The sequence below is a fragment of the Bradyrhizobium sp. 22 genome, assembly GCF_000482425.1.
GTDB lineage: Bacteria > Pseudomonadota > Alphaproteobacteria > Rhizobiales > Xanthobacteraceae > Bradyrhizobium > Bradyrhizobium japonicum_B.
This window is the reverse complement of the sequence record NZ_KI519400.1, coordinates 107,120-133,836: the sequence shown is the minus strand read 5'-3', so window position 1 is coordinate 133,836 and position 26,717 is coordinate 107,120. Positions and strand designations below refer to the sequence as shown.

Sequence of the window (26,717 nt, the reverse complement as noted above, 5' to 3'; positions counted from 1 at the left end):
CTGGGATGTAAGCTTCTGCGCGCGAGGCTGAGCTAAACCATCCCGCCGAAGTCGATGCCTTCCTTTGCGAGCTCCTCGGCTTCCTCGGCGGAGGCGGCCGGCTTCGTATCAAGGTATGGATGCTCGGAAGCCGGTAGGATGGTGCGAATGTTCTGGCCATCCGCCCGCGTGATGCGGGCCGTCCAGCGCTTGTGGCCGTGCTCAACTCGCTGGATGTGGTACTGCTTGTACGTAGTCATGACTCTTAAACGCAACTGTCCTGAGACCGGTTGTCCTTTTAGCCATAAGGGATGCCGCCGCACAATAGATCTTAAAAGTTTCGTTAAGATCGCACAGAAGCTGGCAGCGTCCGTGGATCCAAGGATACAAAAGAAAACCGCCGGCCTGGGAGCCGGCGGGAAGTGAACTGAGATTGCGACCGGCTTGTGATCGCCAGAGACGCTTAACACAGCGAACGGCCAACGTGAACGGCTGGAACTTGCCCACTTTTTCGCCTGGTTCTTCGAAATCTGCCCCGAGACATGGTCGTTGGAGAAGGCAGCCTTGGCTTGCAGCTTGCCGGGTCGAAGCGGTACCCGTCAGAATGCTGGAGGGCTACTGGTTTCCATTCCCGCCTGCAGCACCGAAGTCACGCGCAGCAAGCCCCAATTCAAGATAAGTGATCCGCTCGAAAATGTGAGCTGCGATCTTCTCTGACTCGGGGATGGTCAGTGATCGGATACCGATCGCCGCCAATTCCTCTCTGAGGATTTTTGCGACAATTGCCGTGACGCTCATCATACGATCCCAAAGCCGGTATCAAAGCTCAACGCGACGGGCTGCACAAGCTAGTCGATTGTAGGTCGTCGGGCAGCGCGGTCAGGGGAAAGTTTGGCTTTGCGCCGCCTTGCCCTCGGCGGCTGGCTCTGCGGATCCGCCCGCGTTCGCGAGGTGGAGCGCGCCTTCACAAATTGGCGGACGATCGCTTGAACGAGACCATTGACCGTCTTAAAGCGCAGAATCCCTCGTCGCGCCCGCGCCGATTCAGAGAAGCGGATGGTGCGCTTCACTTTGCCGTCGGTCGGCAACAGGACGTAATCGAGGACCGTCTTGTTGTGTTCGGCTAGGCGGATGGCGGCAATCCAGCCGTCTGGAAGACACGCCTCGCGCTCGATGCTCCAGTAGGGTGCATGGGTTGGCTTTTGGCCGGGTGTCCAACGGGCCGCCCTGACCGAAAGGCAGGCCCTTCCATTCACGCGCAGAGAATCGCTCCAGCCGCCCGAACTTGTGCGTCCGCCCGCCGCCTTAATGGCGCTCGCGGCTTGCTCGACCAGCTTTGCCCTTAACTGAGACCAAACAGAACGAGAGTCCAAGAATTCATAGTTCCGCTTCGGGGTATAGCCGAGCAACCGATAGAGATTTCGAAAATTGCCGAAGTGAGTTTGGCAGGTGGCAGAGCAGGGCAGCCCTGGCGTTCGATCGATAATTGTCGGTGTCAGGCGGCCTTCTCTGAGAAGAGCTTTGCGCAACCGAACGAGCATTTCCTCCTCGGTCAGATCAACTCGTCGCTCCTCGATTATCTTTCTAACGCTGAAGAAGACCTCGCGAGCGACGATGGGCTCGATGCAACCCTCGCTTCTAATCCACTGTTCGGGCGGGTTCTTCACTGCCTTCTGTCGGAGCTTTTGGGACCTTCTGTTGAAAATGAGATTTCCGATATAGCTCTCATTTCTGAGAACGGTGCCGACCGCAGCGCGGGTCCATGGCGCGCCAGTACTCGATACAAGCCCCTTCCGGTTGAGCTCCCAAGCGATGACCGTCTCTGACCTAACCTCCAAGAACCGTTCGAAGATCCACTTCACGACGGCGATTTCCATGGGATCGCCCGGCCTAATGCGAATGTGGTCAGTCAGGAGGTATTTTCGGTCGCCCTTCTTCATCACTCGTCTGGTTTGCATCTTTTCGTCGACGAGCTCCCGGACGAGCGCGTAGCCGGCATGTCCGCAAGGCTTGTAGCCCAGTCGCGCAAAGCGGCATTGACCGGCATAGACCTTCGCTGACAGCTCGCGGCTGTACTCGGCGGCCATCACGCGCTTGATGTTCTTGACGATGCTCGCGAGCATGCTCCCATCGTTCTCGAATTGCTCGGCGCAGTAGACGACTTTGATTCCAGCGCGCCGACAAACGAATTCATAATGCGCGCTTTCGTCAACGTCTTGGAAGCGGCCCCATCGGCTTACGTCGTAGACCAGCAGATGACCAAAGTCGGCCAGATTGCTCTCGACATCCTCAAGCAATTGGAGGAGCCCGGACCTGTTCTTGAGGAGCAACCCGCTCTCGCCCTCGTCCTTGTAGGTTCGCACCAGCGTAAGATGATGGGCATGGGCGTAGGTGGCGATGACGGCAGCCTGATTCTCAATTGAGTACTGCTGCCGATCGGTTGACATGCGGACATATTGCGCTGCCCGTACGCTAAGGAGCGGTTTTGGCAGATGAGCTTTGTGAACGACGAGCGCATTACTCATTTTCACCTCATCCCGACGCCGGCCTACGGAGGAATGAAACTCCTTCGAACTCGACTCTTCAAGATGGACCATTCCTGATTGGTGTTGAAACCGTTGTTGCGCTCGCGAAGGGGATGGCTCGGCGCTACCGGTCCCCCGCAATCATTTGGCCGAGCAGTACAGCAGCATCGTGAAGCCGGTCCACATCATAGACGAGCTGCTCAATGCCCATGGAGACCTGCACGGCCTCATTGACGCGACCGGCCTCCGCACATGCCTCCGCGGCCTTGGCGATTTGCCGAGCGTCCTCCAGCTTCGTTTCTATCTGTCCGAAACAGGATTTGATTAGCGGTGCGATCGACTTCGTATCCATATCTGCTCACCGATTGCTTGGTGAGCCATGCACGCTCGGATCTGCCGGGAAGTCCAGCAGATTTCGAGCAATTTCTTGGCTCATGAGGGCGTTGGAGCACAAACTGATCCGCGCCAGGTGGTTGAGATGCTCGCGCCAGAGAGGGGTTGCAAGGCCGCCTAGCGTGTCCTGCTTTGTAGGAACCGGCGCAGCAGCTTGAGCGGATCGGCGCCCAACGCTTCGGCTATGACAATGAACTCGATGACGTCCAGACGGCGTTCGCCGCCCTCATATTTCGCGACGAAGGACTGCGGTTTGCGGAGCTTCTTGGCCAAGGCTTGCTGACGGATGCCCGCTTTATGTCGCGCTGCGACAAGAATTGCGATGAAACGGGCATATTCGGCGGATTTGAGGGACTTTTCCATAGCCGCCGGGCCTTCGTGATTCGGCGGCAGCCAATTTGATCCCAGATCGGGATTATCCCAAAAAAGGATTGTATTAACTTTGGAGTGCGAAGCTGCGTGCGAGAGCCCGGGTTGCGCTGGACTTGTACCGGTTGTGGAGCGCAACTGGCGCGGCATACCAACCCAAAGGAGCCTCACCAATGTTAGCTGAACTTCACCAGAACCCGCTTACCGCTCACTCCAGGGCCTCGCACATTCGGGAGCAGGCGCTCTTGCATCTTTTTCTCGGACAGCTGATGGCGGAACGCTGGGAGCAGGGCCGCCACGATATCGAGGTGCTCACGAGTGAGGTCGATCGGGGCGGCTATGACATCGTGTTGGAGGCCAACGGCATCGTCCGGCACGTCCAGCTGAAGTCGACCTTTTCGGGGTCGAGCGTCCGCCAGGTGACCGTCAGCACCCGGCTGATGGAGAAGCCAAGCGCCTGTGTCATCTGGCTCGAAGTCAATCAGCGTACCCTGGCGTTCGAACGGTACTTCTGGTTCGGTGGCGAGCCGGGAGCCCGACTGCCTGATCTCGGCGCCAAGGTCAGCCGGCATTCGCGCGGCGATAGCAATGGGCAGAAGCTGGAACGTCCTATGCACCGCGACCTCGGCAAGGCGAGCTTTGCCGTCTTGAGCGGGATGGATGAGCTTCTCGTCAGATTGTTCGGGTAGACTTACTCTGGACAATACTGACACCGTATTCCTCCAGGAGCTCGTCGGTATTCCAGATCTTCTCCGGAACAACGATTGGCTTACCAGCTATCGCGGGGTCATTCTGATCGACGAGCTCTCCGCTTCGCTCCAGAAGCCGCCAGATGTTGTTCCCCGCGCTCTTGTCGCCTTGAAGCGCGGCAGTGTAGTTCTTCAGGAGAATAGCCTCCGCTCGGGTCATCTTTTGTCCGCGGCCCTTAATATCGGGGATCGTTACGAGCTCCATTGCAAGCCGCTTAAAGATGGCAATCACGCTGTTTTGCGTGGCCCCGCGCTCTGTGTGGCGGGGGCGACTTGGTCTCACTGTGCTCATTTCAGTATGTGATGATCGCCGATTCTTCAGGTCCATTCAGATGCTCCGCTAGCTATTCTTGTTTGGTGCTGACAATTCAGGGGTATCCGACACTGCAGACGGTCTGGTCTTCACAATGATCGGACCTCTGCTCTGCGCAGCCTCTCGCCGGAAGAGGCCAGCGCGCTCCATCAAGTCCAGGAATCGTCTAAACTCGCGAGGATTTCCTGCCATCGCATCGTTCAGGATGCGGCGGACCATCAATTCTCGTCGAGAGAACGCGCTCCCATTCTGGGTGCGTTGAACACCATCGAGCAGGCCCTTCAGGCTAATCCCTTCGGGACGCTTTGGGCGCCCCTTGGGATTTCCGGATCTTCCCTTGGGAAATTGCGTATGTCTGGGCGGACATTTGTACCCAATCTCGTAGCCTGATTGAGCGCTATCGGCCTCTGTGGATGTGATTGAAGTTGGGTGGTCGTCCATAAGCTTTTGCCCAGATTTGAAGTCTGAACGGCAAATAGCACGACCAGCCAGACAGAGCGCTCACGACAATTCGGAAGCGAATTCTGATAGCAGCGGCGAGGCAGATCGAGAAACTCCTCGGGGGTTTGAAACAATGAGCGGTCAAGCCGCCCTTGTCTCCACAAGCTCCTCAAAGGTCTCCTGCATGGGATAAAGCCAAGCCTTCTGTCCGGTGTACTGCTCCCAGCGCCGCACGGCGACATCGACATAAGCGGGGTCGAGCTCGATTGCGCGGGCGCAGCGACCCGTCTTCTCCGCTGCAATCAGAATCGTTCCGCTACCGCAGAACGGATCAAGCACGATCTGGCCGCGCTTAGAGCAGTCCTTGATGGCATCGGCCACCATGGTCACCGGCTTCACCGTCGGGTGCAGCTTCAGCTCCTCCATCCGACCCGCCCTCATACTGGTTGCGCCCTCATAGTCCCAGACATTGGTTCGATAGCGCCCGTGCTGACCAAGTTCGAACGTGTTGGTATGCGCGGCAGATCCGTTCTTCCAGACGAACACCAGCTCGTGCTTGGAGCGGTAGAACGATCCCATCCCGGCATTGGTCTTGTTCCAGATGCAGAGGTTCTTGAGCTCGGCATAATACCGATCCCCGGCGTGCAGCATTTCCCGCATATGCCGCCAATCCATGCAGACGTGGTGGATGGAGCCGTCCTTGGAGTAGTAACAAAGCAGCCGGAAAATCTTTGAGAGGAACGTGGTGAATTCCTCCTCGCTCATCTCTCCCGACGCCATGGCAAATTCGCGATGCTTGATGGCGCCCAGTCCGGATACGTTGCCACCAATCCGAACATTGTACGGTGGGTCCGTGAAAATGAAGTCGGCCCGCTCGCGATCCATGAGATTGCAGTACGTTGCGGGATCCGTCGCATCACCACAGAAGAGGACGTGCTTACCGAGGCGCCAGGTATCTCCGAGGCGGCTCACGGGTGGACCTTCACCGCGCTCCGGAATCCGGTTTTCGGGCTGCTCGCTGTCCTCCTCGAAGTCTTCGATGATGCAGTCGACCTCGGCGGCTTCAAAGCCCGTCAAATCGACGTCGAACCCGACGTCTGCGAGCTGCTTCAGCTCGATCGCAAGGATTGCATTATCCCAGCCGGCCTTTTCAGCAAGACGATTGTCAGCAAGAACATAGGCCCGCTTGTCGGTTTCGCTCAGGTGCGAAAGGCGAACGCAAGGCACAGTCTCGCGATTGAGCAGGCGTGCAGCCGCCAGACGTCCATGCCCAGCAATCACCTGGCCTTCATCATCGATCAAAATGGGGTTGTTAAATCCGAACCGTTCGATGCTCTGTGCGATCTGCTTGATCTGCTTTGGCGAATGGGTGCGAGCATTTCCTGAGTAGGGCGTCAACGTGTCAATTGGCAGCCGCTCGATCTGCATAGGTTCTCTCCTATTGAGTTCGCTTGGGGCGGTTCACCCCGGGAGAGTTTTTTGCAGATCGAGCTATGGAATGCGCTCACGGAAAATCAGGGATTGCGGATTGCGGGATGATGCGGAAACTGGCGCTCGATCTCTGCGTCAAAGTCCTCCGAATCTCGGCGGTCTTCTTCGGAAACACTACGAAGCTTCCACAAGGTGTGCTTGTTACGGAGGGTCGTCCAATGAATGTTCGGAAAGCGCTTTATCGCCCAATCGGTCAACAGCTCGTAAGCCTGCTCGCTGATAACCTTATGATCGGCGGTGCGCGGCTTCGCCACGTGACGTGCCTTGAGCCGCCTGCACAGCCACGGATAGATCCGGTCGATCTGATCCAGCGTAAAGTCCTCCAAGGCCGGATGGTTGCGGGGGCGACCCCGGCGCTTGGTGGTGGGAAGCTCGTGCCGGACGAACCAAGGCGGATCGTCGCGAAGCTGCTGCTGATCGAATGGTATGCTCATCCTGTGTGTCTCCTTGAGGTCGTTGGTGCGGAGACGCTAGCCGAGAATGGAGCTGCAGCGGAACGCGGCGCACCGCGTTGGTAAACGCTCAAAATTCGATATTGCGGATTCGGAGGGCTATGGGGGTAGCGGGTGAGTCCAATTGACGAATGTAGAGGCCTCCTATTGGATTTTCGGATTCGATCACAAGCTCGTGACAAACAAGCTGGCCTCCAATGCGACGGAAGAAGATCGATGGACTGATGCCTGTGGCCGCGCGTTGCTGGAGCGGCAGGCGCGCCAGGGCTCAAACCAGACGTCTTGCACGCAGCTATTCGCGCCGACCGATTAGCTTCCCTGCTTCGGCTCTGCAGATTCCCTGTTCTTGGCCTGGGAATTCCCTGATAGCGGTTGGAATTCCCTGTTATTTTCCGCCCGCTGCTCGCCAGAGGCGCGTAAGCCTCGGATATTCCGCGGATTTTGCGCGGGTGCGCGTCTGAACAGGGCGCAGATCTGCGAAATATTCGCTGTTACCAGAACAAGGGCATCTTTAGCGTTCGTCCGCGATCACCTTGCCGTCGTTCGGCAGTGCGCCGGGGCTGACCAGTTCGACGGCGCCGCCGAGCTTCGTCACGGCGCGCAAAGTTCCGGCGATCTCCTCGCGTAGCGCCTCGCTCGCGGTCGCCGTTTCCGCTCTCAATGTCATCGCGTCGGTCTCGTCCTGTCGTGTCACCACGAGGCGCAGTCTTCCGAGCGAGGAATGACGCTTGCCGATCTCGGCGATCTGCTCAGGACGCACGAACATGCCCTTGACCTTCGTGGTCTGATCGGCGCGGCCCATCCAGCCCTTGATGCGCATATTGGTGCGCCCGCATTTGCTCGGACCTGGGAGAGCGGCGGTGAGGTCGCCGAGCGCAAGGCGGATCCAGGGATGATGCGGGTCGAGCGACGTCACCACGATCTCGCCGACGTCGCCGGGCGCCACGGGATCGCCGGTGCCGGGCTTGACGATCTCCAGGATCAGGTCCTCGTTCACGATCATGCCCTCGCGCGCCCCGGTCTCGAACGCAATGAGGCCGAGATCGGCGGTGCCAAAGGCTTGGTAGGCGTCGATGCCGCGCGCCTTGATCTCGGCCTGGAGCGAGGGCGGGAACGCGGCCCCGGAAACCAGTGCGCGCTTGATCGAGGAGACGTCGCGGCCCGAGCTCGCCGCCGCATCGAGCAATATCTTGAGGAAGTCCGGCGTGCCGCTGTAGCCGACCGGGCGGTAGGCCTCGATCAGCTCGAATTGCTGCTCGGTATTGCCGGGCCCTGCGGGAATCACGGCGCAGCCGAGCGCACGCGCCGACGCATCGAAGATGAAGCCGCCGGGGGTGAGATGGTAGCTGAAGGTGTTGAGGACGATGTCATCGGGCCGGAATCCGGCCGCGAACAGGGCCCTTGCGCCGCGCCAGGGATCGGCCTGCCGTCCCTCCGGCTCGAAGATCGGCCCGGGAGAGGTGAAGAGGCGGGCGAATGAGCCGGGGGGCGCCGCGACGAAGCCTCCGAAGGGCGCAGAAGCCTTGTGCAAAGCAGGCAGTTCCGACTTGCGCAGCACCGGCAGGTCCGCCAGCGCGGCCCTGGAGGCCACGGCGGCGGGATCAAGGCCCCTCAGCCGCTCGGCGTAGGCCGGTGCGGCCATCGCGGTGCGCAAGACCTCTGGCAGGCGGGAGAACAGATCGGCCTCGCGGGCTGCCGGCTCGCGCGTCTCGCGGGCGTCGTAATGGGCGGTCATGGCTGTTCTTTCCGTGTTGGCATCCGTTGCGCGCCGCCACCGGCATGGGTATCAGACCGCCATTGGCGAGGCCTGGAGAGGACCCGATGGCGGACATGGGAAGCGTTGCGGCGGCGAATGAGGCTGCGGATGTCGTGGCGCGCCTGAAGCTCCGCATGGTCGCCGAGGCGCTGCCGCTGTGGTCGACCGTCGGCTGGGATCAGGCTACCGGCGGTTTCATCGACCGGCTGCACCGGGACGGCACTGCGGATGCGGCTGCGCCGCGGCGCGTGTTCGTTCAGGCCCGGCAAATCTATTGTTACGCCAAGGCGGCGCAGATGGGCTGGTATCCTGAGGGGCGCGCGGTCGCGCTGAAGGGACTGGAACATCTGCTGGCCAAAGCCAAGGCGCCCGACGGCCGGCCCGGCTTTGTGCACCGGCTGACGCCGGACGGGACGGTGCTGGACGGCCGGCGCGATGCCTACGACCACGCCTTCATCCTGTTTGCCCTCGCGACCGTCTACGCGCTTGACCAGGACGCGCAGGTTCGCGCCGAGATCGATGCGCTGCTCGCTTTCCTGGACGGCCATCTCCGTTCGCCGCATGGGGGCGTGCACGAAGGCCTTCCGGTCTCGCTGCCGCGCCGGCAGAACCCGCACATGCATCTGTTCGAGGCGATGATCGCCTGTTTCGACGCGACCCACGATCTGTCGTTCCAGAACCGCGCCGGCGAATTCTTCGCGCTGTTCCTGGCCAATCTCTACGACAAGCAAAAGCGCATCCTGACGGAGTATTTCGAGGAGGACTGGTCGAAGATCCAGCCGGTCAGCGTCGAGCCGGGCCATCAGGCGGAATGGGTCTGGCTGCTGAAGGGGTTCGAGCGCATCACGGGCTGCCCGACCGGGCAGCGGCGCGCCGAACTCCTGGCGACCGCGCTGCGCTATCGCGACGAGACCACGGGCTGCCTGATCGACGAAGGCGACGACGTCGGCAACATCCGCCGCAGCACCCGCCGGCTGTGGCCGCAGACCGAGATCGCGAAGGCGTGGATCGCGCAAGCCGAGTCGGGCGAGGCCGGCGCGGCCGACGAAGCGCGCGCGGCGCTGGTGCGGCTCGAACGGCATTATCTCAGCCATCCCGTAAAGGGTGGCTGGTATGACCAGTTCGATCGCGACGGCAAATCGCTGATCGACACCATTCCTGCGTCGTCGTTCTATCATGTTCTCTGCGCGGTCACGGAAGCGGAGCAGGTGCTGGGCTAGGCTTCTTGTGGATCACAGCCAGCGCTTGCGCCGCTTGAAGCTCTTGAGGTTCTTGAAGCTCTTGCGCTGGTCGCCGGCGCCGCCGAGATAGAATTCCTTGACGTCCTCGTTGTCGCGCAATTCGTCGGCACTGCCGTCGAGCACGACCTTGCCCTGCTCCATGATATAGCCGTGGCTCGCCACCGATAGTGCGGCGCGTGCGTTCTGCTCCACCAGGAGGATGGTGACGCCGAGGTCGCGGTTGATCTTCTGGATGATCGAGAACACCTCCTTCACCAGCAGCGGCGACAGGCCCATCGAGGGCTCGTCCATCAGGATCATCTTCGGGCGTGCCATCAGCGCACGGCCGATCGCGAGCATCTGCTGCTCGCCGCCGGAGAGATAGCCGGCGAGGCCGGTGCGCTCCTTCAGGCGCGGGAAATAATTGAAGACCATGTCGAGGTCGGAATCGACCTCGCGGTCCCTGCGGGTGAAGGCGCCGAGCTTGAGGTTTTCCAGCGACGTCATGTCGGCGACGATGCGCCGGCCCTCCATCACCTGGAAGATGCCGCGGCGGACGATCTTGTCGGGATCGATGCCGTTGATGCGCTCGCCCTCGAACAGGATCTCGCCGCGAGTGACTTCGCCGTCCTCGGTCTTGAGCAGCCCCGAGATCGCCTTCAGCGTTGTCGACTTGCCGGCGCCGTTGGCGCCCAGCAGCGCCACGATCGCGCCCTTGGGCACGTCGAGGCTGAGACCGCGCAGCACCAGGATGACGTCGTCATAGACGACCTCGATGTTGCGCACGGCGAGGAGTGGAGGCGCGCCCACGATGCTGGGGGAGGGACGGGTTGCTTCGCTGATCTCGGTCATTGGGTCTGCCGCCAATCCGTGACTGTCGTCATGCCCGGGCTTGTCCCGGGCATCCACGTTCTTCGTGCCGCGCGTTCAGACGTGGATGGCCGGGACAAGCCCGGCCATGACGTCGGAGATTTCAATCACCAGCCCAGCAATTCCGGCTTGCGCGGCAGCTCGACGGTCTTGACCTTCTCGAGCTTGATCGTGCCCTTGGCCATGAGATCGTTGAGGTCGCCGTCGGTCGTGCCCGAGATCTTGGTGCGATAGAGATCGACCTTCAGCGTGCCGCGATGGTCCTTGTCGGTCCAGGTCGAGGGATTGCAGACACCTTCCATTCCGGCCGGCACCCAATCCTTCTTCTGGTAGAAGCCCTTGGCGACGTTCTCGCCGGTGGCGCCGCCGTTCTTGGCGGCCCAATCGATCGCTTCCTTCATGTACATCGCGGAGCAGACGGCCGCGACGTAATGCACCGGGCGATAGACCTTGCCGGTCGGGTCGGACATCTTGGAGATTTCCATCACCGTCTTCATGCCGGGCGCATCGCCGCCCCAGCTCACCGCCGTGCGCAAGGGGAAGATCACGCCGTTGGCGGCATCGCCCGCGGTCTTCGCAGCGTTCTCGTCCATGCCCCAGACGTTGCCGAGGAACTGGATTTCGACGCCGGCAGTCTTGCAGGCCTTCATCACCGAGATGTTCGAGGCGGCGGTATTGCCGAGATAGGCGTAGTTGGCGCCCGAGGATTTCAGGCTCAGGCACTGCGCGCTGTAGTCGCCCGGTGCGAGGGCGAACACCAGCGGCGGCAGCACCTCGAAGCCGAGCTCCTGCGCCATCGCTTCCCCGGCGGCCTTCGGCGCGTTCGGATAGGGATGATTGGCACCCATGTGCACGAATTTCGGCTTGCCGGATTTGCCCTTGGCCTTCCAATCCTCGGCAGCCCACATCAGCATCGCGCGCAGCGCGTCCGAATAGCTCGGGCCATAGAAGAAGTTGTAAGGTGCGGGCTTGGCCTTGCCGCTGATGCCTCCGGGATCGGTGAGTGCGGCGGCATAGGAGCCGGACATGTCGGGGATCTTGTCCTGGGCGAGGAAGCCGGTCAGCGCTTCGGTGTCGGCGGTGCCCCAGCCCATGATCGCGGCGACCTTGGTGTCCGGTGCCGACCACTTCTTGTAGAGCGCGATGGCGCGCGGCACCTGATAGCCATAGTCGTTGGTGTCGAGGTTGAGCTGCTTGCCGCCGACGCCGCCGTTCTTGTTGACCCAGCCGAAAGTGTCGGCGACGGCCTGGCCAAAGGGCGTGCCGACGTCGGAGGTGCCGCCGGAATAGTCGGCGAGGTGTCCGATCGCGATCTGCGCCTGCGCGCCGGTCGAAAACGCGGCGATCGCGATCGCGAGCGATGCGGTGCTCAAAAGGGACTTCATGGTCATGGTCAGTTCCTCCTCTTTATTGTTTAAGTGAAGTTGCCCGCGCTCAATGCGAGAACGGGTAGAGTTTCCAGTACGCCTTGATCTGCCGCCAGCGATGCGCAAGCCCATCGGGCTCGAACATCAGGAACGCGATGATGATCACCCCGATCGCGATCTCGCGCAGGAAGGTGATGTTGGTGTTGAGTGACAGCGCCTGGTCGATCGCGCCGCCCTTCAGATGATGGCTCAGCCATTCCATCGATTCCGGCAGCAGCACCACGAAGGCGGTACCCATCAGCGTGCCCATGACCGAGCCGGTGCCGCCGATGATGATCATGGCGAGGAACAGGATCGAACGCTCGATGCCGAAACCTTCCTGCGACACCACGAGCTGGTAATGCGCGTAGAGCGCGCCGGCGATGCCGGCGAAGAAGGCGGCGAGCCCGAACGACAGCGTGCGGTATTTCGTCAGGTTGATGCCCATGATCTCGGCGGAGAGATAATGATCGCGGATCGCCACCAGCGCGCGGCCGTCCCGCGTACGCATCAGATTGGTGACGAGGATGTAGCTCACGAGCACATAGGCCAGCACGACGTAGAAATATTGTCGGTCGCCGCGCAGCGTATAGCCGAAGATCGAGAAAGGCGCGGCACTTGCCGGCACCGAGCCGCCGGAGAACCATTCGGCGCGGGAGAAGAAGTCGAGCAGGATGTACTGCGCAGCCAGCGTCGCGATGACGAGATAGAGGCCCTTCAGCCGGGCCGCCGGGATGCCGAAGATCAGGCCGACCAGCGCGGTGACGATTCCCGCAAGCGGGATGGCGAAGAACACCGGGATCGGCGCGTTGTTGGAGATGTAGGCCGAGGTGAAGGCGCCGAGCAGGAAGAAGGCGGCGTGCCCGATCGAGATCTGGCCGGTGAAGCCGACCAGGATGTTGAGGCCGAGCGCGGCGATCGAGAAGATGCCGATCTGGATCAGGATGCTGAGCCAGTATCCGCTGAAGAATTGCGGTGCGAAGCACAGCAGCGCGACGCCTGCGATGGCGAAGTTGCGGCTGGTGGCGGTCGGGAAGATCGTGGTGTCGGCCGCATAGGAGGTGCGGAAATCACCAGCAGGAATGAGGGCAGGGCCGGCCATGGGTCAGATCCGTTCGATGTCGTGGGTGCCGAACAATCCGTAAGGCTTGATCATCAGCACGATGATGAGGACGTAGAACGGCGCGATCTCGTAGAGATTGCCCCAGTGCAGATACTCGCTGTCGACATATTGCGCGACGTTCTCGAGCAGGCCGATGATGATGCCGCCGAGCACGGCGCCGCCGACGGAATCGAGCCCGCCGAGGATCGCCGCCGGAAAGACCTTGATGCCGTAGGCGGCAAGACCCGACGACACGCCGTTTACGACCGCGACGACCACGCCGGCGACCGCCGAGACCGTCGCCGAGATCGCCCAGGCCATCGCGAACACGCTCTTGACGGAAATGCCGAGCGATTGCGCGACCTGCTGGTTGAACGCGGTGGCGCGCATCGCCAGGCCATATTTCGAAGCACGGAAGAACCAGGCCATGCCGATCATCATGGCGACGGAGACCACGAGGCTCATGACATAGACGGTCTGGATCTGCAGCCCGAGCAGGCTGACCGATTGGCTCTCGAACACGCGCGGGAACGGCTGCGGATTGACGCCGAACATCCATTTCAGCGTGGCCTGCAGCACCGTGGAGAGGCCGATCGTCACCATGATCACGGAGATGATGGGCTCGCCGATCATCGGCCGCAGGATCAGGACCTGGACCGCGATGCCAAACACGAACATGAACACCAGCGTCATCGGCATGCCGATCCAGAACGGCACCTGGTACTTCGCCAGCAGCGCCCAGCACACCCAGGCGCCGACCAGCAGCAGCTCGCCTTGCGCGAAGTTGACGACCTGCGTCGCCTTGTAGATCAGCACGAACGACATCGCGACCACGCCATAGAGCGTGCCGACCACGAGGCCGTTGACCAGAAGCTGGATGAGGAAGGCGGTGTTCATTTCGGATCACCCAACTCGTCATTGCCGGGCTTGACCCGGCAATCCATCGATGCGGAAGGAAGACTGTTCGGAAAAGGATGGATGCGCGGGTCAAGCCCGCGCATGACGACTATTTGTGTCACTCCGCCGCCTCCGCCATGTGCCCGTGCATCCCGAGGTCCACCACTCGCAATGTCGTCCGTACCCGCTGTGTGGTGCCGTCCTGGAAGCGGATCACGGTGTCGACGGGAATGTCGGAATCGCCGCGGTAGATCGCGTCGATGATGCCGGCGTATTTCTCGTTGATGACGCTGCGGCGCACCTTTCTGGTGCGGGTGAGCTCGCCGTCGTCGGCGTCCAGCTCCTTGTAGAGCAACAGGAAGCGCGAGATGCGCTGGGCCGGCGGCAGCGTGGCGTTGACGGTCTCGACCTCCTTGTGCAGCAGCGCGTAGACCTCGGGCCGCGAGGCGAGGTCGGTGTAGGTGGTGAAGGAGAGGCGGTTCTTCTCCGCCCATTTCGAGATGATGGAGTAGCGGATGCAGATCATCGCCGCGAGCGCGTCGCGGCCGGCGCCCAGCACCACCGCTTCGGCGATATAGGGCGAGAATTTCAGCTTGTTCTCGATGAATTGCGGCGAGAAACGCTCGCCGCGCGAGGTCTCGGCGAGATCCTTGATGCGGTCGATGACGACGAGCTGGTTGTTGGCGTTGAAATAGCCGGCATCGCCGGAGCACATCCAGCCGTCCTTGATGTCGGCGACGCTCGCTTCCGGATTCTTGTAGTAGCCTAGGAACATGTTGGGATGCCGCACCACGATCTCGCCGACGCCGTGAACGTCGGGATTGTCGATGCGGATCTCGACATTCTCGGCCATCGGCACGCCGGTCGTATCAGGATCGACCTTGCCTTCGGGATGCAGCGTATAGGCCCCGAGCAGCTCGGTCTGGCCGTAGAGCGTGCGCAGCGGCACGCCCATCGCCTGGAAGAACTTGAAGGTCTCGGGGCCGAGCGCCGCGCCGCCGGTCGCGGCCGAGCGCAGGCGGGTGAAGCCGAGGCGGTCGCGCAGCGCGCGGAACAGGATGGCGTCGGCAAGGGCGGAGCGCTTGCCCTGTTCGAGCGCGGCGAGGCCGCTCTTCATGCCGATGTCGAACAGGCGCTGCTTGAGAGGCGTGGCGTCCATCACCTTGGCCCGGACGTCGGCGGCGATGGATTCCCAGACGCGTGGGGCGAACAAGACGAACGTCGGCGCGATCTCGCGCAGATCGTTCATCATGGTGTCGGGCTCTTCGACGAAGTTGATCTTCATGCGGCACAACAGGCCTTTGCCGAGCACGTAGACCTGCTCCATGATCCACGGCAGCGGCAGCACGGAGACGTATTCGTCGTCCGGCCCTTTCGGATCGAAGGCGAGATAGGTCGCGCAATGACCGAGCACCCGGCCGGCGGCGAGCATCGCCAGCTTGGGATGAGACGTGGTGCCCGACGTCGTGCAGAGGATCGCGACATCCTCGCCATTGGTGGCATCTACGAGGCGGTCGTAGAGCTCCGGCTCGCGCGCGGCACGTGCCCGGCCGAGCTCGGCAAACGCATCCGCCGACATCAGGCGCGGGTCGTCGTATTTCCGCATCCCTCGCGGATCGGAATAGATGATGTGCTTCAGCTTCGGTGCGCGGTCGGCGAGGGTGAGCAGCTTGTCGACCTGCTCCTCGTCCTCGGCGAAGACGAGCTGCGCCTCACCATAATTGAGGAGATAGGAAGCCTCCTCGTCGAGCACGTCGCGATAAAGCCCGAGGCTGAGGCCGCCGATGGCGTGCGTCGCGACTTCCGCCGCGACCCAGTCCGGCCGGTTGTCGCCGATGATGCCGATGACGTCGCCGCGGCCAAGGCCCATTTCGACGAGACCGAGCGCGAAGTCGCGCACGCGGGCCTGGTAGTCGTTCCAGGTGAAAATGCGCCAGAGCCCGAGATCCTTCTCGCGCAAAGCGATCTCGTTGCCGTGCTCCTTGGCGTTGAGCCGGAGCATCTTGGGATAGGTGTCGGCCTGCGCGACGCGGCCTGCGTAATCCATCATGCCGCGCTCTCCTGCGCAGGCGGTGCATCGTCGGGATCGACCAGCACCTCGTCTTCCTCGCCGAGATAGGCGCGCCTAACGTGAGGATCGGCGAGCACCGTCGCGGGGTCCCCTTCGGCGATCTTCTTGCCGAAATCCAGCACCATGACGCGATGGGAGATGTCCATCACCACGCCCATGTCGTGCTCGATCATCACCACCGTCATCCCGAACTCCTCGTTGAGGTCGACGATGTAGCGGGCCATGTCCTCCTTCTCCTCGAAGTTCATGCCGGCCATCGGCTCGTCGAGGAGGATGAGGCGAGGCTCCAGCGCCATGGCGCGGGCGAGCTCCACGCGCTTGCGCAGGCCGTAGGAGAGGGTGCCGGCGGTGGCTTTGCGCACTGACTGCAGATCGAGGAAGTCGATGATCTCCTCCACCTTGCGGCGGTGCTCGAGCTCCTCCTTGCGCGCCCCGGTGAGCCAGTACAGCGAGCCCGTCAGGAAATTGTTCTTCAGGAGATGATGGCGGCCGACCATGATGTTGTCGAGCACGCTCATGTGGTGGAACAGGGCGAGATTCTGGAAGGTGCGGCCGATGCCGAGCGAGGCCCGGGCATTCGGCGTCAAGCCGGTGATGTCGCGGTCTCCATAGAAGAGCTGGCCTTCAGTCGGCTTGTAGCGACCGGAAATACAGTTCACGATCGAGGTCTTGCCGGCGCCATTGGGGCCGATGATCGAGAACAGCTCGCCGTCCTTGATGGCGAAACTGACATCGGTCAGCGCACGGACGCCGCCGAATCGCAAGGACACGCCGCGCACTTCAAGACTGGTAGCCACCAAACGAAACCCTCCCGGTGATGGCGCTTTTTAGCCGCGCTCTTCGTCCGTTCTGTCCGGCGATCCTAGTACGGTGGTGCCGGTGAGGCCATGCAGCAGATGGTCTCGACCGGAGCCCGCGCCACTCTCGTTCCCGTCAGGGATCAAGAGCCGCATCGCCGAGGTGGTTCTCAATAGGGGAAAGCGCTATTTTGAAATGTCTCCCGGCTGACAATTCTGCGACAAAGTTTGCCGGGCGGCAGCGGCCTTCATCTTTCGTCGGGTGGCAGTCGTCATAATCATGTTGCGATGCAACAGAAGGTGGAGTGACGAAACGGTGCGGCTGGCCGCGAGATCATGATTTCAGAAGATCATCTGAAGCGCGTCGCCGCCTGGTCGCGCGAGCTCACGCAAGCGGAGATCGAGGTCGCGCGCGCCGGAATCACGGAGCGGTCCTACGGCACCGGCGAGACCGTGTTCATGCGCGGCGATATCTTCGCCTATTGGGCCGGCATGGTCAGCGGTCTTGCCCGCATGGGCGGGGTCTCGCGGGACGGCAAGGAGACGAGCCTGGCCGGGCTGACGGCAGGGGCCTGGTTCGGCGAGGGCAGCGTGCTCAAGAACGAGCCGCGCCGCTATGACGTGGTCGCGCTGCGTGACAGCCGCGTCGCGCTGATGGAACGCAGCGCCTTCATGTGGCTGTTCGAGAACAGCGTCGGCTTCAACCGCTTTCTGGTGCGCCAGCTCAACGAGCGGCTCGGCCAGTTCATCGGCATGCTCGAGGTCAATCGGACCCTCGATGCGACCGCGCGCCTTGCCCGCAGCATCGCCTCGCTGTTCAACCCGATCCTCTACCCGGAATCGACCGCGCATCTGGAGATCACCCAGGAGGAGATCGGCGCGCTCTCCGGCATGTCCCGCCAGAACGCCAACCGCGCGCTGAACCGGCTGGAGAAGGAGGGGCTGCTGCGGCTGGAATATGGCGGCGTCACCATCCTCGATATCGAGCGGCTGCGCGGCTACGGGGACTAACGCGACCTCATCGCGCATTGGCGGGCGCGTGCACCGGCCAGAGATCGGCGCGCCAGCGGATCGCGATCGCCAGCATCGTGATGAAGCCCGCGGCGGCATAGAGCGAGCCGGTTGCGGAATAGCCGATGACGTCGATCATGCTGCCGGCCGCGAGCAATCCGATCGGCAGGCCGTAGATCACCATCATGCGCACGCCCATCACGCGGCCGCGAAGATGCGCACTGGCCGACCGCATCAGGATCACGGCTGCCGAGATCATCGACATGCTCTGGGCGATACCGGCGAGAACGAGGCAGGCCATCGCCACCGGCATGGTCCTGATTTCGACGAATACCAGCAGCATGGCGTACCAGGCCAGCGTCGCGCCGATCAGAAGCCGGGCAATGCGCAGTCCGCCGACGAGGCTGAGCGTGATGGAGCCGATCAGCGAGCCGATCGCGAAGCTCGCCGAGAGGTAACCGAGGCCGGTCTGGTCGGTATGAAAGATGTCGCGGGCGATGTAGGGCAATAGCCCGCCAGTGAAGGGAAATGCGGTGAGATTGGCCAGGAACGCCACGCACAGCGCCGCGCGCATTCCCGGGCCATTCCAGGCGTAGACGATTCCTTCCTTGAGCTCGCCCAGCAGTCGCGACACCGCGTGGCTGTTGGCCGGAAGATCGCTCGTGACGACGGTTCTCTTGGGCCGGGTCAGGCATAGCATGAGAAGCGCGGCTGCCAGATAGAGGCACGCGATCGCCACATAGACGAGGCCGATGCCGAGGACGGCGAACAACCCGGCGCCGGTCAACGCGCCGGCGATGCGCGCACTGTCCTGGGTGGTGCGTGCAACGCTGATGGCGCCCACCAGCTGCTCGGCCGGCATGATCTCGGCGAGCAGCGCGCCCCGGACGCCGAGATCGGAGGGACGAATCAAACCCATGATTGCGACGATGATCATGACGCTCAGCGGCGACAGATGACCGGACAGCGCCAGGACCATGATGGTTGACGAGAGCACCGTATAGGCAAGACGCATCACGATCAGCAGATCGCGATGGCCCATGCGATCGCCGATCATGCCGAACACCGGCGCGACCAATGTCCCGACGAACTGGAGCGAGGCAAGCACGGTGAGCAGCAGCACCGAGCCGGTCTCGACCAGAATGTACCAGCCGAGCACGAGCGTCTCGACCTCGAACGCCCAGGAGGTGAGCAGATCCGACGGCCATTGAAAACGATAATTGCGAATGCGGAACGGCGCGAGCGCGGAAGTTCGTGCGGCTCTGCTCAAGGCGCGATGGCTCGTATCACGGCGATTTCCCAGCCCGTGTGGTTTCTTCTTGCTCGCAAGCTAGCGCCAGCGATGCTCGTGTCAATCGCAGCTGCCGCAGGCCGCCCCCGCGTTCGGCTCTTACCTCGTCGTGGCTCTCGGCTTCCGCTGCGCCAGGGCTGAGGCCATCGCCGAGATGAGCGGTCGCATGAAGTACGCTTCCTCCGCCGGCGAAACGTCGGTGCGCAGGCCGTGGGCGGCGAGCTCGCCGGAGACCGCCGGACCGACCGACGCGATCAGCGTCTGTTCAAGGCCGGCGCGCAGCTTGGCCTCGCTGCCATGCGCCTTCGCGGCCTCGATCAGTCGGCGGACCTGGCCGAGATTGGTGAGCGCGAGGGCGTCGATCCGTCCCGCGGCCATGTCGTCGACGGCGGCGATGATGTTGGTATCGGCCGCCTTGGAATCGTAGACATAGGGCAGCACCGTATCGACCGCGGCGCCTTGTGCGGCCAGCGCGCCGGTCAGCGCGCTATGCTCCTTGTCCGGATAGAGCTGCAGGCCGAGGCGCCGTCCCCTGAGGTCGAGCTTGCTCAGCATCTCGATCACGCCTTCGGTGGTCGGTTTCTCTGTCGTCTGCTGCGGTTCCAGCCCGACCTCGCGCAGCGCCCTGCCGGGCTTTGGGCCGCGGGTGAATGTCCGCGTCTTGGCGAGCGCGGCGACAAAGTCGGCGTCGATCCCGCGGGCGCGGGCAAGCTTCATGATTCGCCGCAGGCCTTCGCCGGTCATCAGCACGAGATCGCCAAGCGGCTTGTCGATGGCGCGGCGGATCCAGGCCTCGACCGGGGCCGGGTCCGGCGCGTCGTGGATGGTGAACATCGGGCATTGCACGACCTCGGCGCCTTGCTCGGCCAGCAGCTTGGAAAACTGCGCCTCCTCGCGCGTTTCCAGGATCAGGATGCGGTAGCCGTTCAGGCGGTCGGCCATGGGATTCTCCGTAATCGCAATCGTCTGTTCATCCTGACTCCGCGCATGATGTCGAAGCAAGTCTTGGGGTTGTCTTGGGATCGTCTTGGGATTGGCGCAAGGGCGGGGTCGGTGCTAGAGCAGGGTGCAGGTCGCGGGGTCGTTCCGCTGCACAAACCTTCATCAAGAGCCAAGCCCGTCCATCAACATGCCCGACCATCAATATGTTCTGACCTTGTCCTGTCCGGATCGGCCCGGCATCGTCTCGGCGGTGTCGACGTTTCTCGCCCACAACGGACAGAACATTCTCGACGCCCAGCAGTTCGACGACGTCGAGACCAAGAAGTTCTTCATGCGCGTGGTGTTCACCGCGGCCGACCTTGCCGTGGAACTGTCGGCGCTGCAGACCGGCTTTGCCGCGATCGCCGAGCGTTTCGGCATGGAATGGCAGATGCGCGATCGCGCCGCGCATCGCAAGGTGATGCTGCTGGTGTCGAAGTCCGACCACTGCCTGGTCGATATCCTCTATCGCTGGCGCACCGGCGAGTTGCCGATGACGCTGACTGCGATCGTCTCCAACCATCCGCGGGAGGTCTATGGCGGGCTCGATTTCGGCGGCATCCCGTTCCACCACCTGCCGGTGACCAAGGAGACCAAGCGCGAGCAGGAGGCGCAGATCATCGACCTCGTCGGCAAGACGAAGACCGATCTCGTCGTGCTGGCCCGCTACATGCAGATCCTGTCCGATGATCTGTCAGCCAAGCTTTCGGGTCGCTGCATCAACATCCACCACTCGTTCCTGCCGGGCTTCAAGGGCGCAAAGCCCTATCACCAGGCCCATGAGCGCGGCGTCAAGTTGATCGGAGCCACCGCGCATTACGTCACGCGCGATCTCGACGAAGGCCCGATCATCGACCAGGACGTCGAGCGCATCAGTCATCGCGACACGCCCGAGGATCTCGTCCGCAAGGGCCGCGACATCGAGCGTCGCGTGCTCGCCCGCGCGATCCGCTACCATCTCGACGACCGCGTCATCCTCAACGGCCGCAAGACCGTGGTGTTCGTCGACTAGCGAATAGCGAATGGCGAGTAGCGAATAGAAAAGAGGCCCTATTCGCTATTTCCTATTCGCCACTCGCCCCATCAGCGCACCGTGCCGGCCGACGTCGTTCCCGTCGCGCCCTTCTGCGCCTGCTCTTCCTTCTCGCGATCCGCCGCCGGCATCAGCCGCTTGCGTTCGCGTTCCTTCATGTAGGCGTCGTATTGCGGTGTGCCGGGTCGCGGCGGGGCATCGGCTGGCAGGCCGCCGGCCCATTGCGGGACATAGTCGCCCATGCCGGCGGAGAGTTTTTCGTTGACCGTCCCGCAGCCGGACAGTCCCGCAGCGAGCGCAGCGAGGACGAGGGCGGAACGAAAAGTCTTGGACATTGTGTGGGCGCGCAGTCGGTCAGTGGACGCCAGCCCGGGCCGGCAGGGCAGAAGCTTAGCCTTCAACAAGGTAAAATAGACTTATTCGAGATAGGTAATTTATTACCGAGATGCGCGCAGTCCGGACGCGCGGATGTACATATTCTGCAAGCGAAAGACGAAATCCTCCATGCCGGCGATCCCTGCCGGTTCTAGACTGCCATGCGGCGCTCGCGACAACATGGCGTCGGTTGGCGGCGGGGTTTTCGTTGACAAGTCCATTTTCTTTGTACATTCGTACAAATGAGAGGTGGGCAAGTTGGAAACCCGACGTAACCCGGGGCGCCGCTTCGGTCGGCAGATCATCGGAACGCACGGCTCGCCGAATAGTCGCCAAACGTCCGATTGACAAGGTTGGCGCGAAAGACGCCCATGTCGTCAGCGATGATTTCTCGCGCGTCGGCAAAGTTTGAGGCAAGGGCCGGGTACTCGGTCCAGGGCACAAGAGCAGGAATGAAGGGGAGGGACATCTGATGTTCGAACGCAAGATTCTTTCGCGGACTGCCGTAGCGGCCGCCATCGCAAGCCTCGCGGCCGTCGCGCCTGCGAAGGCCCAGGACAGCGTTAAGATCGGCCTGATCCTGCCGATGACAGGCGGCCAGGCCTCGACCGGCAAGCAGATCGAGAACGCGATCAAGCTCTACATGCAGCAGAAGGGTGACACCGTCGCCGGCAAGAAGATCGAGATCATCCTCAAGGACGATGCCGCGATCCCGGACAAGACCAAGACCGCCGCGCAGGAACTGATCGTCAACGACAAGGTCAACTTCATCGCCGGCTTCGGCGTGACGCCCGCCGCACTCGCGGCGGCGCCGCTGGCAACGCAGGCCAAGATTCCGGAAATCGTCATGGCGGCCGGCACCTCGATCATCACCGAGCGCTCGCCCTATATCGTACGCACCAGCTTCACGCTGGCACAGTCCTCGACCATCATCGGCGACTGGGCGGCGAAGAACGGCATCAAGAAGGTGGCGACGCTGACCTCGGACTATGCGCCGGGCAATGACGCTCTCAACTTCTTCAAGCAGCACTTCACGGCCGGCGGCGGCGAGGTGGTAGAAGAGGTCAAGGTTCCCCTGCAGAACCCCGACTTCGCCCCGTTCCTGCAGCGCATGAAAGACGCCAAGCCCGACGCGATCTTCGTGTTCGTGCCGGCCGGCCAGGGCGGCAACTTCATGAAGCAGTATGCCGAGCGCGGCCTCGACAAGGCCGGCATCAAGGTGATCGGGCCCGGCGACGTCACCGACGACGACCTGCTCAACAACATGGGTGACGCCGTGCTCGGCACGGTCACCGCGCACCTCTACTCCGCGGCGCACCCCTCGCAGATGAACAAGGATTTCGTCGCCGCCTACAAGAAGGCGTTCGGCAATCGTCCGGGCTTCATGGCGGTGGGCGGCTATGACGGCATCCACCTGATCTACGAAGCGCTGAAGAAGACCGGCGGCGATACCAATGGCGACAAGCTGATCGAAGCCATGAAGGGCCAGAAGTGGGAGAGCCCGCGCGGTCCGATCTCGATCGACCCCGAAACCCGCGACATCGTGCAGAACATCTACATCCGCAAGGTCGAGAAGGTCGACGGCGAGCTGTACAATGTCGAGTTCGCCACCTTCGAGGCGGTCAAGGATCTCGGCAAGACCAAGAAGTGACGCGCGAAAGCGCGTCATCCCGGGGCGCGCTTAGCGCGAACCCGGGATCTCGAGATTGTTGAAACGAGATTCCGGGTTCAGCGCTCCGCGCTGCCCCGGAATGACTAGTGACTACCAGGATTCACCCGCTCCCGATGACCGCAATCCTCACCAACCTGTTCGATGGCGTTGCCTACGGCATGCTGCTGTTCGTGCTCGCCTGCGGGCTTGCGGTCACGCTTGGGCTGATGAACTTCGTCAACCTCGCCCACGGCGCCTTCGCCATGGCCGGCGGCTATATCTGCATGGTGCTGGTCAACCGGATGGGCTGGCCGTTCTTCGCCGCATTGCCGCTCGCCTTCGTCTCCTCGGCCGCGATCGGCATTGCGCTCGAACGGACGCTCTATCGCCACCTCTATACGCGCAGCCACCTCGACCAGGTGCTGTTCACCATCGGCCTGACCTTCATGTCGGTTGCCGCCGTAGACTACATCCAGGGCTCATCGCGCGTCTTCATCAATCTGCCGGCCGCGCTCCAGGGCCAGTTCGACCTGTTCGGCGTCGGCATCGGCCGCTACCGGCTGATGATCATCGTCATCTGCGGCCTGCTCACCATCGCTCTGCAGATGGTGCTGGCCAAGACACGCTTCGGCAGCCGCCTGCGCGCCGCGGTCGACGATCCCCGTGCCGCGAGCGGCCTCGGCATCAACGTACCGCAGGTGTTCGCCTTCACGTTTGCATTCGGATGCGGGCTCGCCGGCCTCGGCGGCGCCCTCAGCGCCGAGATCCTCGGCCTCGATCCATATTTTCCGCTGAAGTTCATGATCTACTTCCTGATCGTGGTCACCGTGGGCGGCTCCTCTTCCATCACCGGCCCGTTCCTGGCCTCGCTCCTGCTCGGCATCGGCGACGTCGCCGGCAAGTATTACGTGCCGAAGATGGGTCCCTTCGTGATCTACACCATGATGATCGTGATCCTGATCTGGCGCCCGAACGGCCTGTTCGGCCGCACGGCCGCGCGTTGAGTTCGCCGATGAGCGCTGCTTCCGACGTCGGTTATCACGCCCAGCGCCAGGCGCGCTGGCACTACGGCGAAATCGCCTTCTGGCTGATCGTGCTGGCCTGCGGCTTCGCCTTTCCCTCGCGCTATCTGATCATGACCGACATCCTGCGCCTGGCGCTGTTCACGATGTCGCTCGATCTCATCCTTGGCTATGCGGGCATCGTCTCGCTCGGCCACGCTGCCTTCTTCGGGGTCGGCGCCTATGCCGCGGGACTTCTCGCGCTTCACGGTATCGTCAACGAGCCCGTGCTCGCGCTGCTCGTCGCGGGCCTGGCCGCGATGGTGCTTGGCTTTGCCACCAGCTTCCTGGTGATCCGCGGCGTCGACCTCACGCGCCTGATGGTGACGCTCGGCATCGCGCTGCTGCTGGAAGCGCTCGCCGAACGCTTCTCCAACATCACCGGCGGCACAGACGGCCTGCAGGGCATCGAGATGCAGCCGATATTGGGCCAGATTCCGTTTGACATGTTCGGCAAGGCCGGCTTCTTTTACTCGCTGGCCGTGCTGTTCCTGCTGTTCCTGTTCGCCCGCCGCGTCGTGCATTCGCCATTCGGCCTGTCGCTGCGCGCGATCAAGAACAACCCGCTGCGGGCTGCGGCGATCGGCATTCCCGTCAACCGCCGCCTGATCGCGATCTACACGCTGGCTGCGTTCTATGCCGGCATCGCGGGCGCGCTGTTCACCCAGACCACCGCGATCGCCTCGCTCGACGTCTTCGCTTTCGAGCGCTCGGCCGATCTGATGCTGGTGCTCGTCATCGGCGGCACCGGCTATCTCTATGGTGGGCTGATTGGTGCTGTGATCTTCCGCATGCTCCAGGAATTGTTCTCCACCATCACCCCGCAATACTGGCAGTTCTGGATCGGCCTCGTGCTGGTCGTGATCGTGCTGGTCGGCCGGCAGCGCCTGCATCGCTGGGTGCTGTATGTGCCGAATCTGGTCATCAGGCAGGTAGCAGGCCGTAAGGCGGTCGTCGCCGTGCCGGAGAGCGATGCATGACCATCGCGCTCGAAACCCAGAAGCTCGAGAAGCAGTTCGGCGGCTTGCGCGTCACCCGTGATCTGTCGATCAAGGTCGAGCAGGGGGCGCGCCACGCGCTGATCGGCCCGAACGGCGCCGGCAAGACCACTGTGATCAACCAGCTCACCGGCGTGCTGAAGCCGAACTCGGGCCGCATCCTGCTCGAAGGCCAGGACATCACCGATCTGCCCGTGCACAAGCGCGTGCTGCTCGGCCTGTCGCGCACCTTCCAGATCAACCAGCTCTATCCCGATCTCACCCCGCTCGAAACCATCGGCCTTGCCGTCTCCGAACGTCTCGGCCATGGCGGCGATTGGTGGCGGCGGATGGGCACGCGCAGCGACGTCAACGGCGAGATCGCCGATCTCCTGACCCGCTTCCACCTGCTCGACGTCATGAACGAGCAGACCGTGACGCTGCCTTACGGCAAGCAGCGCCTGCTCGAGATCGCGGTCGCGATCGCCGCCAAGCCGCGCGTGCTGCTGCTCGACGAGCCCGCCGCGGGCGTGCCCGAGAGCGAGCGCCACGACATCCTCGCCGTGGTCGGCGCGCTGCCGCGCGACGTCACCGTGCTCTTGATCGAGCACGACATGGACCTCGTCTTCTCCTTTGCCGACCGCATCTCGGTGCTGGTCTCCGGCGCGCTGCTCACCGAAGGGCCGCCCGAGCAGGTCGCGCGCGATCCGCAGGTCAAGGCGGTCTATCTCGGCGAGGGGGCGGTCAATGTCTGACCTGCTCGCGATCGACTCACTTCGCGCCGGCTATGGCGAAGCGGTGGTGCTGCCCAACATGTCCTTGCGCCTCGCCGAGGGGCAGGTCCTGGCGCTGCTTGGCCGCAACGGCACCGGCAAGACCACGCTGATCAACTCCGTCGTCGGCGTCACCCGCCGCTTCTCCGGCTCAGTCGTGCTGGCCGGCACCGACATCACCAGCTTGCGGCCCGACCAGCGCGCGCGCGCCGGCATCGGCTGGGTGCCGCAGGAGCGCAACATCTTCCGCTCGCTCACGGTCGAGGAGAACATGACCGCGGTGGCCCAGCCGGGCCCCTGGACGGTCGAGAAGGTGTACGAGATGTTCCCGCGACTGAAGGAGCGGCGGACCAACTTTGGCAATCAGCTCTCCGGCGGCGAGCAGCAGATGCTGGCGATCGGGCGCGCGCTCACCCTCAACCCGAAAGTGCTTCTGCTGGACGAGCCGACTGAGGGCCTTGCCCCCATCATCGTCGAAGAGCTCCTGAAGGCGATCGGGACCATCACCCGGGCGGGCGGCATCTGCTCGATCATCGTCGAGCAGAATGCCCAAAAGATTCTGGGGCTGGCCGACCGCGTTGTGATATTGGAGCGCGGAACGATCGTCCACGACGCCCCGAGCGCCGCGCTGAGGGCCGACTCCTCGGTCCTGGAGCGGCATCTCGGCGTCGCGGGGGCGGCGGCCCACTGACTTTTTCTTCGCCTCTCCCCGCTTGCGGTGAGAGGAGGTACA

The 26,717-nt window shown here is 62.7% G+C and carries 28 protein-coding genes; 9 read left to right on the top strand and 19 right to left on the bottom strand.

What is annotated here, in order from left to right; all coding sequences use genetic code 11:
- Positions 1 to 32: 32 nt before the first annotated feature.
- The 5 genes from K410_RS0126025 to K410_RS0126005 form a co-directional block, all read right to left on the bottom strand.
- Positions 33 to 239 carry a hypothetical protein gene (locus tag K410_RS0126025; RefSeq protein WP_028137596.1) on the bottom strand — a complete coding sequence of 69 codons (207 nt, stop codon included), beginning with the start codon at positions 237 to 239 and terminating at the stop codon, positions 33 to 35.
- 355 nt (positions 240 to 594) lie between these two features.
- Positions 595 to 777: a hypothetical protein gene (locus tag K410_RS0126020; protein ID WP_028137595.1), complete on the bottom strand. Its 183-nt coding sequence runs from the start codon at positions 775 to 777 to the stop codon at positions 595 to 597.
- 50 nt (positions 778 to 827) lie between these two features.
- Positions 828 to 2,504 (bottom strand): recombinase family protein, encoded by a 1,677-nt coding sequence (locus tag K410_RS37225; RefSeq protein ID WP_080672305.1) that lies wholly within the window; start codon positions 2,502 to 2,504, stop codon positions 828 to 830.
- A gap of 124 nt (positions 2,505 to 2,628) precedes the next feature.
- Entirely contained in the window at positions 2,629 to 2,856 is a 228-nt protein-coding gene (locus K410_RS0126010; RefSeq protein ID WP_049820301.1) for a hypothetical protein, read from the bottom strand.
- A gap of 158 nt (positions 2,857 to 3,014) precedes the next feature.
- On the bottom strand, positions 3,015 to 3,260 hold the full coding sequence (locus tag K410_RS0126005) for a helix-turn-helix domain-containing protein (protein WP_028137593.1): 246 nt from the start codon (positions 3,258 to 3,260) through the stop codon (positions 3,015 to 3,017).
- Positions 3,261 to 3,439: 179 nt separating this feature from the next.
- Between K410_RS0126005 and K410_RS0126000 the strand changes: the two genes are divergently transcribed.
- On the top strand, positions 3,440 to 3,955 hold the full coding sequence (locus K410_RS0126000) for a hypothetical protein (protein WP_028137592.1): 516 nt from the start codon (positions 3,440 to 3,442) through the stop codon (positions 3,953 to 3,955).
- Here the strand turns inward: K410_RS0126000 and K410_RS0125995 are convergent.
- From K410_RS0125995 to K410_RS0125975, 5 genes are all read right to left on the bottom strand, one after another.
- The gene (locus K410_RS0125995; RefSeq protein WP_155253686.1) at positions 3,939 to 4,343 is read right to left on the bottom strand and encodes a hypothetical protein; all 405 of its coding nucleotides are present in this window, start codon (positions 4,341 to 4,343) and stop codon (positions 3,939 to 3,941) included. The genes K410_RS0126000 and K410_RS0125995 overlap by 17 nt on opposite strands.
- A gap of 12 nt (positions 4,344 to 4,355) precedes the next feature.
- Positions 4,356 to 4,769: a DUF5681 domain-containing protein gene (locus tag K410_RS41555; RefSeq protein WP_433994209.1), complete on the bottom strand. Its 414-nt coding sequence runs from the start codon at positions 4,767 to 4,769 to the stop codon at positions 4,356 to 4,358.
- A gap of 141 nt (positions 4,770 to 4,910) precedes the next feature.
- Positions 4,911 to 6,197, bottom strand: coding sequence for a site-specific DNA-methyltransferase (locus K410_RS0125990; RefSeq protein WP_028137590.1), 1,287 nt, complete (start codon positions 6,195 to 6,197; stop codon positions 4,911 to 4,913).
- 86 nt (positions 6,198 to 6,283) lie between these two features.
- Positions 6,284 to 6,694: a hypothetical protein gene (locus K410_RS0125985; protein ID WP_028137589.1), complete on the bottom strand. Its 411-nt coding sequence runs from the start codon at positions 6,692 to 6,694 to the stop codon at positions 6,284 to 6,286.
- A gap of 529 nt (positions 6,695 to 7,223) precedes the next feature.
- The gene (locus K410_RS0125975) at positions 7,224 to 8,447 is read right to left on the bottom strand and encodes a phenylacetate--CoA ligase family protein (RefSeq protein ID WP_028137587.1); all 1,224 of its coding nucleotides are present in this window, start codon (positions 8,445 to 8,447) and stop codon (positions 7,224 to 7,226) included.
- 86 nt (positions 8,448 to 8,533) lie between these two features.
- On the opposite strand from K410_RS0125975, the gene K410_RS0125970 reads away from it, so the two are divergent.
- Positions 8,534 to 9,688, top strand: a complete 1,155-nt coding sequence (locus K410_RS0125970) for an AGE family epimerase/isomerase (protein ID WP_028137586.1) — start codon at positions 8,534 to 8,536, stop codon at positions 9,686 to 9,688.
- A 12-nt stretch (positions 9,689 to 9,700) separates the two neighbouring features.
- On the opposite strand, the gene K410_RS0125965 is transcribed toward K410_RS0125970, so the two are convergent.
- From K410_RS0125965 to K410_RS0125940, 6 genes are all read right to left on the bottom strand, one after another.
- Positions 9,701 to 10,540: an ABC transporter ATP-binding protein gene (locus K410_RS0125965; protein WP_028137585.1), complete on the bottom strand. Its 840-nt coding sequence runs from the start codon at positions 10,538 to 10,540 to the stop codon at positions 9,701 to 9,703.
- Positions 10,541 to 10,665: 125 nt separating this feature from the next.
- Entirely contained in the window at positions 10,666 to 11,949 is a 1,284-nt protein-coding gene (locus K410_RS0125960) for an ABC transporter substrate-binding protein (protein WP_028137584.1), read from the bottom strand.
- 43 nt (positions 11,950 to 11,992) lie between these two features.
- Positions 11,993 to 13,066 carry a branched-chain amino acid ABC transporter permease gene (locus K410_RS0125955; RefSeq protein WP_028137583.1) on the bottom strand — a complete coding sequence of 358 codons (1,074 nt, stop codon included), beginning with the start codon at positions 13,064 to 13,066 and terminating at the stop codon, positions 11,993 to 11,995.
- Positions 13,067 to 13,069: 3 nt separating this feature from the next.
- Positions 13,070 to 13,963 carry a branched-chain amino acid ABC transporter permease gene (locus K410_RS0125950; RefSeq protein WP_018317428.1) on the bottom strand — a complete coding sequence of 298 codons (894 nt, stop codon included), beginning with the start codon at positions 13,961 to 13,963 and terminating at the stop codon, positions 13,070 to 13,072.
- A gap of 118 nt (positions 13,964 to 14,081) precedes the next feature.
- Positions 14,082 to 16,013: a long-chain fatty acid--CoA ligase gene (locus tag K410_RS0125945; RefSeq protein ID WP_028137582.1), complete on the bottom strand. Its 1,932-nt coding sequence runs from the start codon at positions 16,011 to 16,013 to the stop codon at positions 14,082 to 14,084.
- Positions 16,010 to 16,831, bottom strand: coding sequence for an ABC transporter ATP-binding protein (locus K410_RS0125940; RefSeq protein ID WP_028137581.1), 822 nt, complete (start codon positions 16,829 to 16,831; stop codon positions 16,010 to 16,012). The genes K410_RS0125945 and K410_RS0125940 overlap by 4 nt, the downstream gene beginning before the upstream one ends.
- A 336-nt stretch (positions 16,832 to 17,167) precedes the next feature.
- Here K410_RS0125940 and K410_RS0125935 point away from each other — a divergent pair, with 336 nt between their 5' ends.
- Positions 17,168 to 17,842, top strand: a complete 675-nt coding sequence (locus K410_RS0125935; protein WP_028137580.1) for a Crp/Fnr family transcriptional regulator — start codon at positions 17,168 to 17,170, stop codon at positions 17,840 to 17,842.
- Between the two features lie 7 nt (positions 17,843 to 17,849).
- Here K410_RS0125935 and K410_RS0125930 read toward each other — a convergent pair whose 3' ends face one another.
- Positions 17,850 to 19,112, bottom strand: a complete 1,263-nt coding sequence (locus K410_RS0125930) for an MFS transporter (RefSeq protein ID WP_028137579.1) — start codon at positions 19,110 to 19,112, stop codon at positions 17,850 to 17,852.
- 120 nt (positions 19,113 to 19,232) lie between these two features.
- Entirely contained in the window at positions 19,233 to 20,075 is an 843-nt protein-coding gene (locus K410_RS0125925; protein WP_028137578.1) for a uroporphyrinogen-III synthase, read from the bottom strand.
- 187 nt (positions 20,076 to 20,262) lie between these two features.
- Here K410_RS0125925 and purU point away from each other — a divergent pair, with 187 nt between their 5' ends.
- The gene (purU, locus tag K410_RS0125920) at positions 20,263 to 21,126 is read left to right on the top strand and encodes a formyltetrahydrofolate deformylase (RefSeq protein ID WP_028137577.1); all 864 of its coding nucleotides are present in this window, start codon (positions 20,263 to 20,265) and stop codon (positions 21,124 to 21,126) included.
- Between the two features lie 71 nt (positions 21,127 to 21,197).
- On the opposite strand, the gene K410_RS0125915 is transcribed toward purU, so the two are convergent.
- Positions 21,198 to 21,482 carry a hypothetical protein gene (locus K410_RS0125915; RefSeq protein ID WP_028137576.1) on the bottom strand — a complete coding sequence of 95 codons (285 nt, stop codon included), beginning with the start codon at positions 21,480 to 21,482 and terminating at the stop codon, positions 21,198 to 21,200.
- A 512-nt stretch (positions 21,483 to 21,994) separates the two neighbouring features.
- Between K410_RS0125915 and K410_RS0125905 the strand changes: the two genes are divergently transcribed.
- The 5 genes from K410_RS0125905 to K410_RS0125885 all read left to right on the top strand — a co-directional run bounded on the left by K410_RS0125905 (position 21,995) and on the right by K410_RS0125885 (position 26,675).
- Positions 21,995 to 23,173, top strand: a complete 1,179-nt coding sequence (locus K410_RS0125905) for an ABC transporter substrate-binding protein (protein WP_028137575.1) — start codon at positions 21,995 to 21,997, stop codon at positions 23,171 to 23,173.
- A gap of 134 nt (positions 23,174 to 23,307) precedes the next feature.
- Entirely contained in the window at positions 23,308 to 24,177 is an 870-nt protein-coding gene (locus K410_RS0125900; protein ID WP_028137574.1) for a branched-chain amino acid ABC transporter permease, read from the top strand.
- An 8-nt stretch (positions 24,178 to 24,185) separates the two neighbouring features.
- Positions 24,186 to 25,214 (top strand): branched-chain amino acid ABC transporter permease, encoded by a 1,029-nt coding sequence (locus K410_RS0125895; protein WP_028137573.1) that lies wholly within the window; start codon positions 24,186 to 24,188, stop codon positions 25,212 to 25,214.
- The gene (locus K410_RS0125890) at positions 25,211 to 25,966 is read left to right on the top strand and encodes an ABC transporter ATP-binding protein (RefSeq protein ID WP_028137572.1); all 756 of its coding nucleotides are present in this window, start codon (positions 25,211 to 25,213) and stop codon (positions 25,964 to 25,966) included. Before K410_RS0125895 ends, K410_RS0125890 begins: the two co-directional genes overlap by 4 nt.
- Positions 25,959 to 26,675, top strand: a complete 717-nt coding sequence (locus K410_RS0125885; protein ID WP_028137571.1) for an ABC transporter ATP-binding protein — start codon at positions 25,959 to 25,961, stop codon at positions 26,673 to 26,675. The genes K410_RS0125890 and K410_RS0125885 overlap by 8 nt, the downstream gene beginning before the upstream one ends.
- The last annotated feature ends 42 nt before the right edge of the window (positions 26,676 to 26,717 follow it).